Here is an 11413-nt window from a genome sequence, read left to right as displayed (position 1 = left end):
CTTTTACATGCGAAATACACCGAAGTGAGTATCTTCAATCGGAGCATTTAAGGCCGCGGATAATCCAAGTCCGAGTATTTTGCGTGTATCCTGAGGCGCGATGACTCCATCATCCCAAAGCCTGGCACTGGCATAGTAAGGATTTCCTTGAGTTTCATACTGATTTCTCATTTGAGTTTTAAACTGCTCTTCTTCTTCGAGTGACCATTCTTTGCCTTGTTTTGCATATTTCTCTCTAGTAATTTGTGCTAGAACATTCGCTGCTTGTTCCCCACCCATTACTGAGATGCGTGCATTAGGCCAGGACCAGATAAAACGAGGGGCATATGCCCGACCACACATGGCATAATTACCTGCTCCAAAACTTCCGCCAACAATGATGGTAAATTTTGGTACATTAGCATTGGCAACTGCGGTCACCATTTTGGCTCCATGTTTGGCAATACCTGACGCTTCGTATTTGGAACCAACCATAAATCCTGTAATATTTTGCAGGAATACAAGCGGTATTTTACGTTGACAGCACAGTTCTATGAAATGGCTGCCTTTTAGCGCGCTTTCACTGAAAAGTATGCCATTATTAGCAATAATCCCTATAGGATATCCATACAGGCGAGCAAAACCGCAAACCAGGGTTGTTCCAAAAAGTGCTTTGAATTCATCAAATTCTGAACCATCTACCACTCGAGCAATAATTTCTCTGATATCAAAAGGCTTTCTAGGATCAGTGGGAATGATTCCAGTAAGATCTTCGCTGTCATAAAGAGGAGGAACTGTATCTACTCTATGAATGGAGTCTGGTTTTTTACGATTTAAATTGCTAATGGCAACTCGCGCTAAATGAAGCGCGTGAGCGTCATTTTCCGCATAATGATCAGAGACTCCTGAATGACGACAGTGAACTTCGGCTCCTCCTAATTCTTCTGCGCTGATTACTTCTCCTGTTGCTGCTTTAACGAGAGGAGGTCCTCCAAGGAATATTGTTGCCTGATTCCTAACCATAATAGATTCATCGGCCATGGCGGGAACATAGGCTCCTCCTGCTGTACAAGATCCCATAACCACAGCTATTTGAGGAATATTTAATGCCGACATTTGCGCCTGATTATAAAAAACGCGGCCGAAGTGTTCTTTATCAGCAAAGACCTGATCTTGTAGGGGTAGAAAGGCACCTCCTGAATCCACCAGATAGATGCATGGAAGATGGTTTGTTAATGCAATTTCTTGTGCTCTCAAGTGCTTTTTTACGGTCAAAGGATAATATGTTCCACCCTTAACAGTAGCATCATTGACCACAATGACACATTCGCTTCCTGCAACTCGTCCAATTCCAGTGATTATTCCTGCAGCGGGTATTGTGTCTTCATAGACTTGGTAGGCAGCAAGTTGAGATAGCTCAAGAAAAGGACTACCTGGATCCAGCAACTGGTGTAAGCGTTCTCTCGGAAGTAATTTGCCTTGTTGTTGATGTTTAGTTCGCGCTTTTTCATCTCCACCCAGTGCGATTTGATGTATTTTTTCTCTTAAATCAGTAATCAATGCTTGCATATTCGCCTGATTATTTTTGAATTCCTGGCTGCCGGTGTTGATTTGAGTAGTTAACTTAGTCATTTTTTATCCTTACCGAATCAAAATATCACTCAAGACTATAATGGTCCATATTATCCAGACAATCGCAATAAAATGGGGCATGTCTTTTCCTTTGAGTACCCGGTAAATTAGCGCTGGGATTCCTGCAATGATTATTGGTAATAACATAAGGACTAGAATTTTCCTGATAATCAGTCCCCAACCTGTTTGGCTGAATATAGGTGTTAATTTTAAATTAACATAAGTGAAAAACATATCGATGTAAACTACGATAAGATGGGCATATTTTGCAAATACTACAATAAGAATACTTAGCAGAAGGTAAATGAGACTATGTCTTAGCATGTACATCCTTTATTATTGTTATAACCAAGTTGGTTTTGATAGGTAAAACATTATCTGGCCGCAAATAAAAATTGCAACCAGTTTTAATATAAAAAACCTGGGTAAAAATAAAATTTTTACCCAGGTTTTTTTAACTGTTAAATTAGCTCAATTGCCATAGCTGTAGCTTCACCGCCGCCTATACATAAAGAAGCTATTCCGCGCTTTTTACCCTGGTGTTTTAAAGCATGCATTAAAGTAACTAGAATTCGAGCTCCCGAAGCACCAATGGGATGTCCTAAAGCGCAAGCCCCTCCATGTATATTGACTTGTTCCGGGTTCAATTCAAGTTGAGTAATCGCAGCCATCGCCACCACTGCAAACGCTTCATTAATTTCAAAAAGATCCACATCATCTTGTCTCCAGGATGCTTTGTTCATTACCTTACGGATTGCATCAACAGGAGCGGTTGTGAACCATTGTGGAGCTTGGGAATGGCTTGCATGTGCGATGATTTTTGCCAATGGTTTTAGGCCACGTTTTTCTGCATTTGAGGCACTCATTAAAATTAGGCTGGCCGCGCCATCTGAAATAGAACTTGAATTGGCTGCTGTAACTGTACCATCAGCTTGGAATGCTGGTTTTAGCTGGGGTATTTTGGCAAGTTTGGCTGCATCAGGCCCCTCATCGACATCAACTGTGATATCTCCTTTGCGGGTAGTTAAGGTGACGGGAGCGATTTCATCCTGAAAGGCGCCACTCTCTATTGCTTTTAGCGCTCTGGTCATTGAGCGTAAGGCAAATTCGTCCTGCTGTTCTCGGCTGAAATTAAAGTGTTTTGCTGTAGTTTCAGCGAAACAACCCATTAGTTGTCCTTTATCATAGGCATCTTCTAATCCATCAAGGAACATATGATCTTTCAGTTCACCATGTCCCAATCTATATCCTGCTCGTGCCTTGGATAATAAATAGGGGGCATTGCTCATACTTTCCATACCGCTAGCCAAAACTACATTAGCTGTACCTGCTTTAATTAAATCGTGTGCAAGCATCGCAGCTTTCATGCCTGAACCACACATTTTATTAATAGTCGTGGCTCCTGCCGAATTAGGTATGCCTGCTTTAATTGCCGCTTGTCTGGCGGGGGCTTGACCAATACCTGCTTGTAATACACAACCACTGATCACCTCATCGATTTCTGCTGGAGCGATACCAGATTGAGACAACGCTGCCATATGTGCTACTGCCCCTAACTCTGGAGAGGAAAGTGCAGATAAATTGCCTAGCATAGCTCCCATTGGTGTTCTTTTTGCTGCGACTATCACGACATCATTATGTTCCATTGTCTCATTCCTTATGCTGTTTCTTTAAAAAGTTCACGACCAATTAGCATCCTTCGTATTTCAGAAGTGCCTGCCCCAATTTCATACAACTTGGCATCTCTTAATAAACGTCCCGTAGGATATTCATTAATATAACCATTTCCTCCAAGAATCTGTATTGACTGTAAAGCCATTTGTGTTGCTTTTTCTGCAGTATATAAAATAACTCCTGCAGCATCCTTACGACTAACCCTATCGCTGTCACAAGCCTTGGCAACGGCATACAAATAAGCTCTGCAAGCATTCAAGTCAGTGTACATATCAGCCAGTTTGCCTTGAATAAATTGAAACTCGCCTATCGCCTGATTGAATTGTTTGCGTTCATGGACATAGGGTAATACAACATCCATACAAGCTTGCATAATTCCAACTGGTCCGGCAGCAAGAATCGTACGTTCATAATCCAAGCCACTCATTAGTACCTTGACCCCTTGATTTACTACTCCCAGAACATTTTCAGAGGGAACTTCACATTGATCAAATACCAATTCACATGTGTTTGACCCACGCATCCCAAGCTTGTCCAGTTTTTGTGCTGTTTTAAACCCGGGCATTCCTTTTTCGATAATAAAAGCGGTAATTCCTTTGCTTCCAGCCTGCTTGTCTGTTTTAGCATAGACAACCAGAATATCGGCGTCAGGACCATTGGTTATCCACATTTTTGTGCCATCGAGAATATAATTGTCTCCAGCAGAACGAGCTTGTAATTGCATGCTGACTACATCAGACCCTGAATTGGACTCACTCATTGCCAAAGCACCAATATATTCACCGCTTATAAGTTTAGGCAAATATTTTTGTTTTTGCTCATTGTTTCCATTTAAAAATATTTGATTGACGCACAAATTAGAGTGCGCGCCATAACTTAAACCAACTGATGCGGAAGCTCTGGAAATTTCTTCCATTGCTATGGCATGTGCGAGGTAGCCCATGTTGGCACCACCATATTCTTCACTTACGGTGATGCCAAGCAATCCCATTTCTCCCAGCTTTCTCCAGAGATGATTAGGAAAAGTGTTTTTCTCATCGATTTGTGCAGCTAAAGGAGCTATTTCAGTTTGGGCAAATTGGTTGACACTGTCTCGTAACATGTCATATGTTTCGCCCAGTTGAAAGTCTAAGCCTGTGTACATGAGTGACATCCTGTTATGTTGATAAATACGCTAGACTATACCCAAATGAAGCGTACTTGTCACCTTCCTGTTTATTTCGGAGACAATCTTTTTAACCTACTGATACATTTGATATTATACAAATGTCTTATTGCGAAAAATTGAAAAAAATTGAATGATAAATATTCATTTGTTCAATCGCAAGGGGTTCTTTTCTCTCCAAACTTTTTAAATTTTTATCTCAAAAATACTTTTACTCAGGACAGTGGCTAAAATGATTCTTTACCTGGGTAAAAAAATCACCTAATCTTTAGCCAAAGTGTAATCCAAATGGATTTAGAAGAGGAGTATTTCTAATGAGAAAACTGGTATTATGGGGGCATGGAATTGACGACTATCGAGAGATGTTTGATTTACCCCAAGGAGTAAAGGATTCACGACTATTGGAATACGGTTGCGGCCCTAGTGCTGTTAATTACCAGCAAACTCAAGTGAATAAAAAAGAGGTGGTGAGCTGTGACCCTTTATTCGTATTGGATAAGGATACGCTACTTGCCAAAGCAAAAATGATTTTTGCGAATATGGCTGAAGAGGTTAGGCAGCATCAAGATCAATTTGATTTTAGCCGTAATGGTAGTTTGGATAAATTGCTTCAGGAAAGGCAAGAAGGAATGAAGCGGTTTTTTGCGGATTACGAACAAGGTAAGGCTGATGGAAGGTATCTGGGTGTTACCGATTATCATTTACCATTCGCCGATTTTACTTTTGATTTTGCTTTGAGCTCTCATTATTTTTTTGCAGATCTTGAAGATCAAACGGTTGATTTTCACCTGATTGCAATTCGTGAGTTGGCCAGAGTAGCAAAAGAAGTCAGAATTTTTCCATTGATTGATAGAGAAGGCAAAACGTCGCAATTTCTAGGGCCGGTTTTATTAGGTTTGCAACAAGAGAATTATGGAGTAGAGGTTAGGGAGGCTGCTTTTCATTTGCATAAATCAGGTAATGCAATGCTCAGAGTTTGGGCTCAACAATGTGTTGTTTAATTGAGGCTTTTTCATAAAGTAAGCGACTGGTATACAGGGAGGAAAAATGGCAGTATCAAATAAGAAAAACAGTGAGTTTATACCTTCCTTGAGAGCTCACATTATTGCTGTGTTATTGAGTATGGGATCAGCTGCAATTATCTTATGGTTGGCATCGGGGATGACATTAGCTGCTGTTATCGTTGACTCCTTTAGTTTGGGATTTTACATAGGATTTATGCTCCTTATGAGTGCCGCCCCGGCTGCGTTGACTTCACCAGTTGTTTTACCTGGTTTACTACTCGTTGTATCAGGATTGTTTCTTGGAATAGCAGCGGCAACGTTTGCACATCGGTTGAAAAATAATTTCAGCTTGGGGCAAGACAATAATGGAAATGGCCTGATCAATGAATTAACAAAAGATAAATCTGAGTTGTTGGTTAGTCATGATGATTTGCGATGTCATTCCGAATCTTTGAAGGGTGAAAACTCTATATCCCAACACAATGAGAATAATCTTCCCGTGGAAAAATCTGGTTTCATGAAATTTTGGGGTAGTTTAGGTTTGACTTCGTTTATTAGTTCAGGATCTACTGCTTTATTGGGATGGTTTGCTACAGATTTTGTTATTTCTCTTTCTATAATTCCTGTGTTTCTGCTTGGAATGACCCTTGCCATTGTTTTAGTTCCATTGTCAATTGCATTATCCGGTATTTTTGCGTTACCTGCGGTTACTACGCTTATGTTTGCATTGGGAGGCTTCGCTACAGGTGTGTTTGCTACCACTCTGGGCGCTTATTTTGTATCTGATAATCAGCAACAAGATCATCCTGTTGAGCCAATAATTAGAAATTCGATGGTGAAGCAGTATGAAGACCAGGTTTCTCATCAAAAAATTTTAAATGGATTAAAAAAAGATAAATTGAATGCTAATGTAGAAGTTACTAATTCTGATTTAAACGAACAAAAATCAAGGGCTTCAAAAATATCAAAGAGTGACAATGGTATTAAAGCAGAAAATATTAATACAACAGAGGAATACAGCTTTTGTGGTTTAAGATTCTAATTTGTTATGATTAGACGAACTGTAATAGAGATGCGGCTATAGTTTTCTCTTTTAGACAGGGAGAATAGCCTATCATCAGAATAAGTTTGGTTATGCAACAGATCTATTTGCAATCGTAATGAGGAAGTAATTTTGCTATTGGCCTTGGCAGATGCATGAAAAATTATCTGAACCAATTTTATTTCGCTTCATAGTAATCGTCAGTACGAAAATCATCACAAAAAATGTTATCATATCTTGATTATTTTTTATTAATGATTCTCCCTGCTTTAGGAGTAATTTTATGTATTCACTACTGCGCCCTTTACTTTTCAGATTGGATGCAGAAAAAGCCCATTCATTAACATTATCCTTATTACACTACCTACCTGGTTTTTGTTTTCGGAAAACGTCCGGTCAACCTATTCATGCTATGGGTCTTGTCTTCCCTCATCAAGTTGGACTAGCGGCTGGTTTAGATAAAAATGGCGAACATTTGGATGCATTGGCTAAATTGGGGTTTTCATTCATTGAATTAGGGACAGTAACACCTAAGGCACAAGCAGGTAATCCAAAACCAAGGCTTTTTCGTATCAAAGAAGCAAACGCGATTATCAACAGGATGGGGTTTAATAATTTGGGAGTTGATGTACTGGTAGAAAATGTAAAAAGTGCGAAATATAAAGGAGTATTAGGGATAAATATTGGAAAAAATAAAGAGACTAATTTAAGTCAAGCCGCAGATGACTATCTGTATTGTTTTCGTAAAGTGTATGAGCATGCCTCATACGTTACTATCAATATTTCATCTCCCAACACCCCTGATTTGCGCCAGCTACAACAAGGAGAGTATTTTGCTGAATTACTCGCCCAGTTACAAAAAGAACAGTTAAAGTTAGCAGATCAATATGGGCGTCATGTGCCTTTGGTGGTCAAAGTATCTCCAGATGAAACCGATGAAACATTAAAACAAATGACAGAAATTATTTTACAGTACGGAATCGAAGGAATTATCGCAACGAATACCACTTGCTCCCGAGAGTTGGTGAAAAACTTGCCTTATTCGGAAGAACAGGGAGGATTAAGTGGCAGGCCACTGACAGAACTATCTACTCGCTGCTTGCGTTTGTTGAAACAATACGTTGGAAATGATGTGACGTTGGTAGGAGTGGGCGGCATTGACAGTTTGGAGACTGCCAAAGACAAGATTAATGCAGGAGCTTCTTTGCTACAAGTATACAGTGGTTTGGTTTATAAGGGGCCGGAATTGATTCACGATATTGTTTCGGGTTTAAATGGTATCTGATCCTGGTGGTGAGAAAATTGATGTATATTACGAAGGAATTGACCGCTCGCATGGAAGGGTGTATCAAGCAGAGCCACATTGAGGTAACAAAGCGGTACTCGCAAGGAAAAATTCTGGAAATCAATGGTGGGGCAGCATGTTTTTCTGGTTTTGAGTCATTTCTATCCCAGGTAGTAGGCTGGGGATTTAAAACAGAGCCTAACCAATATAAAGCTGAAATCGAAGCTATAGAAAATTTTTATCAATCGATAGGCCATACTCGTGTTGATATTGAGTTATGTCCTTTTGTGGGTAATCACTTAATCAATTTCTTAAGCCAACGAGGTTACTGTATAACCGAGGTAAATAATGTTTCAGTTCTTGATTTAAAGAATTATCATCTGGTTGCTCACTCAGAGGATGATGTTTTTACTATAAGAGAAGTGAAACAACCTGAATTGGAAGAGTGGTCAAAAAGAGTAGCCATTGGATTTGGTTTTCTTGAGGCTCAAGAGCAATTTTATCAATACGCCAGTGCAAAGGGAGTTTTAGCATTTGCTGCCTATGATCAGGGTAATTTGGTTGCTGGCGCCACAATAGCAATTCATGGTGATGCCTGTGATTTGGGTGTTACCAGTACATTACCTCTTTATCGAGGCAAAGGCCTGCAGAAAAAGTTATTGTTTGCTCGTCTGAATCTTGCCAAGCAGTATGGTTTGGCATTTGCCACAGTGACAACTCAACCAGGAACAATTTCTGATTTGAACGTGCAAAAAGCTGGATTTCGTTGTGCCTATACCAGAATAAAACTGACTATGGAGTAGATAGAGGGGCTTAATGATAGAACATTGGCACTTGAGCAGAATAAGAGTTACAATTCATGACATTTGCGTACATGATTAACTTCTAAATTAATGAAAAATAACCTCCCTATTAAATCCCGTCTGTTATACAAACGCTTACTAAGCTATGTAAAACCTTTTTGGCCAGTTTTATTATTAGGGGTATTGGCAAATATCCTTTATTCGGGCATTGATGCTGGCTTTACCTATATGACCAAGCTTTTTTTGGATAAAAGCTTTATTACTATTGATCTGGATTTTGTTAAACAAATCCCGCTTATTGTTTTAATAGGTATTACGCTGCGAGGGTTAGTCAGTTCTTTAGGTAGTTATTGTATGACCTGGGTAGCTCGCTCGGTAGTTAAAGTATTAAGGCAGACCGTATTTTCTCATATTATTCACTTGCCTGCGGATTATTACGATGAAGCCACATCAGGTCAACTTCTTTCAAAAATTCTGTATGATGTTGAGCAAGTGGCGCAAGTCAGTGCGGATGCCCTAACAGATTTTATTCAAAATACATGTCTTGTAATCGGTTTACTGACCGTTATGATGGTTATTTGTTGGCAGTTGTCTTTGATGTTTTTATTAACTATTCCGTTTGTGGGAATCATTGTTAATTATACCAATAAAAGAGTAAGGCGAATTAGTCACAAAGTCCAAAAAACCATGGGTGAAGTCACAGAAATTGCCAGTGAAGCAATCGAGGGTTATCGAGTGGTTCGCATCTTTGGTGGCGAACGGTATGAAACAACAAAATTTAATAAAGCAACAGAGTATTCACGCAAAAATGATATGAAAGTCGCCATAAGCAAGGCGATTAATGTTTCAGGCGTCCAATTGGTAATCGCTATTGGGATTGCAATGATTATTATGGCCGCAATTCATTTATCTACTGTTATTACTATCAGTGCCGGTTCTTTTTTGGCAATTATTGCAGCCATGTTGCAATTAATAAAACCTATGAAAACTTTGACTACTCTTAACGCAACCATACAAAGAGGGTTAGCTGGTGCAGAAAGTGTATTCAATTTGCTTGATTTGCCTTTAGAAAGAGACAATGGCTTGATACTAAAAGAAAAAGTGCGGGGTGAAATTGAGTTTAAGCATGTATTCCATGCTTACCGACAGGGTCAAAATATTTTACATGATGTCAATTTTGTAATTGAAGCAGGAACATCTGTTGCTCTGGTTGGACATTCAGGCAGTGGTAAAACGACCATAGCCAGTTTATTACCCCGATTTTATGAATTGAGTCAAGGTATGATTACTTTAGATGGCATGCCCATTCAACAGCTTAGCCTGGAAAGTTTACGTAAGCAAATGTCTTTGGTTAGTCAAAACGTGACTCTTTTTAATGATACCTTGGCTAATAACATAGCCTATGGCCGTTTTGATGCGAGCCGAGAGCAAATTATTACTGCGGCCAAAATGGCCTATGCGGATGAGTTTATTCAACAATTACCAGATGGTTATGATACCAGGGTAGGAGAAAATGGGGTGTTATTGTCTGGTGGACAAAGACAAAGAATAGCGATAGCCAGGGCGATTTTGAAAGATGCTCCAATTTTAATACTCGATGAAGCGACTTCAGCTCTGGATAGTGAATCAGAGCATTATATTCAGGCGGCTTTAGAGCAAGTGATGAAAGGCAGAACTACTTTAATCATTGCGCATCGATTGTCGACAATTAAGCATGCTCACAAGATTATCGTATTGCAACATGGTCGTATTGTTGAACAAGGCAGTCATCAAGAATTACTTGATAGGGATGGTCATTACGCTCAGTTGTATAAAGTGCAACAATTTGGCAGGATTAACGAGGAAGTGGTAGCTTAATGTCATTTTTTGTAAATAGGATATGGTATGGTAATCATTTTTTACAATGGATACTGATTCCGTTTTCCTGGTTATACAGAATTGTTATACGAACCAGACGATGGTATTTACAGCGTTTCTGCCAACAGCTGTACCCAATACCAATTATTGTAGTGGGAAACCTGACTGTTGGAGGAGCTGGCAAGACGCCTCTAGTGATTGAAATTGCTAAAAAAGTACAACAAAAAGGATTAAAGGTAGGGATTGTAAGTCGCGGTTACAAAGCAGCAATAAAACATTTTCCGTATGAAGTAAAATTAAATGACTCAGCTGAATTAGTAGGCGACGAGCCGCTCATGATGGCAAGAAGAATTAATTGTCCAGTGGTTATTGCACCAAAGCGTAATGAAGCAGTAAGGTACCTGTTAGACAAGCACTCGGTAGAAATTATTATCAGTGATGATGGCTTGCAACATTATAAAATGGGGCGGTCAATTGAAATTGCGGTAATAGACGGGATACGAAAACTGGGCAATGGTTTTTGTCTACCTGCTGGGCCATTAAGAGAACCTGATTCACGACTAAAACAAGTTGATTTTGTTATTATTAATCAAGGGGTTGTGGAAGGTGCTTATTCTATGGAATTAATTCCTAAAAACATAGTTCGATTGTCAACTCAGGAAGAAGTCAGTAACGATTCGTTTACTTCTGAAGTAGCTGCTGTAGCCGGAATTGGTAATCCGCAACGATTCTATTCTACTTTAAGTCAATTAGGTATAAAATTTAGTCCATATTCTTATCCTGATCATTATCAATTTAAACCTCATGATTTAAATGATATCGATCTACCAGTTATAATGACAGAAAAGGATGCTGTAAAATGTAATTCATTTAGTTCAGATAAATTATATTATTTACCCGTTGAAGCAAAGTTGAATGATTCCTTTTGGGAAGCATTTTGGTCACACCAACAATTACAAGGTTATTATTAAT

The 11413-nt window shown here is 39.3% G+C and carries 10 protein-coding genes; 6 read left to right on the top strand and 4 right to left on the bottom strand.

From position 1 onward, the window contains the following. Window positions 1–3: 3 nt before the first annotated feature. The 4 genes from OQJ02_RS08620 to OQJ02_RS08605 all read right to left on the bottom strand — a co-directional run bounded on the left by OQJ02_RS08620 (window position 4) and on the right by OQJ02_RS08605 (window position 4429). On the bottom strand, window positions 4–1611 hold the full coding sequence (locus OQJ02_RS08620; RefSeq protein WP_265718789.1) for a carboxyl transferase domain-containing protein: 1608 nt from the start codon (window positions 1609–1611) through the stop codon (window positions 4–6). A 9-nt stretch (window positions 1612–1620) separates the two neighbouring features. Continuing rightward, window positions 1621–1935 (bottom strand): hypothetical protein, encoded by a 315-nt coding sequence (locus OQJ02_RS08615; protein ID WP_265718788.1) that lies wholly within the window; start codon window positions 1933–1935, stop codon window positions 1621–1623. A 137-nt stretch (window positions 1936–2072) separates the two neighbouring features. Continuing rightward, complete coding sequence (locus tag OQJ02_RS08610) at window positions 2073–3257, bottom strand: acetyl-CoA C-acyltransferase (protein WP_265718787.1); 1185 nt, start codon at window positions 3255–3257, stop codon at window positions 2073–2075. 11 nt (window positions 3258–3268) lie between these two features. Continuing rightward, on the bottom strand, window positions 3269–4429 hold the full coding sequence (locus OQJ02_RS08605) for an isovaleryl-CoA dehydrogenase (protein WP_265718786.1): 1161 nt from the start codon (window positions 4427–4429) through the stop codon (window positions 3269–3271). 335 nt (window positions 4430–4764) lie between these two features. On the opposite strand from OQJ02_RS08605, the gene OQJ02_RS08600 reads away from it, so the two are divergent. The 6 genes from OQJ02_RS08600 (at window position 4765) to lpxK (ending at window position 11412) form a co-directional block, all read left to right on the top strand. Beyond that, window positions 4765–5451 carry a hypothetical protein gene (locus tag OQJ02_RS08600; RefSeq protein WP_265718785.1) on the top strand — a complete coding sequence of 229 codons (687 nt, stop codon included), beginning with the start codon at window positions 4765–4767 and terminating at the stop codon, window positions 5449–5451. Window positions 5452–5497: 46 nt separating this feature from the next. Beyond that, window positions 5498–6496 carry a hypothetical protein gene (locus OQJ02_RS08595; RefSeq protein ID WP_265718784.1) on the top strand — a complete coding sequence of 333 codons (999 nt, stop codon included), beginning with the start codon at window positions 5498–5500 and terminating at the stop codon, window positions 6494–6496. A 283-nt stretch (window positions 6497–6779) separates the two neighbouring features. Then, window positions 6780–7781 carry a quinone-dependent dihydroorotate dehydrogenase gene (locus OQJ02_RS08590; protein WP_265718783.1) on the top strand — a complete coding sequence of 334 codons (1002 nt, stop codon included), beginning with the start codon at window positions 6780–6782 and terminating at the stop codon, window positions 7779–7781. Window positions 7782–7801: 20 nt separating this feature from the next. Then, on the top strand, window positions 7802–8584 hold the full coding sequence (locus OQJ02_RS08585; protein WP_265718782.1) for a GNAT family N-acetyltransferase: 783 nt from the start codon (window positions 7802–7804) through the stop codon (window positions 8582–8584). Window positions 8585–8674: 90 nt separating this feature from the next. Beyond that, window positions 8675–10441: a lipid A export permease/ATP-binding protein MsbA gene (gene msbA / locus OQJ02_RS08580; RefSeq protein ID WP_265718781.1), complete on the top strand. Its 1767-nt coding sequence runs from the start codon at window positions 8675–8677 to the stop codon at window positions 10439–10441. Next, entirely contained in the window at window positions 10441–11412 is a 972-nt protein-coding gene (lpxK, locus tag OQJ02_RS08575) for a tetraacyldisaccharide 4'-kinase (RefSeq protein ID WP_265718780.1), read from the top strand. The genes msbA and lpxK overlap by 1 nt, the downstream gene beginning before the upstream one ends. The last annotated feature ends 1 nt before the right edge of the window (window position 11413 follow it).

The organism is Legionella sp. PATHC032, from assembly GCF_026191185.1.
Lineage (GTDB): Bacteria > Pseudomonadota > Gammaproteobacteria > Legionellales > Legionellaceae > Legionella.
This window is presented reverse-complemented; position numbering and strand designations above follow the sequence as displayed.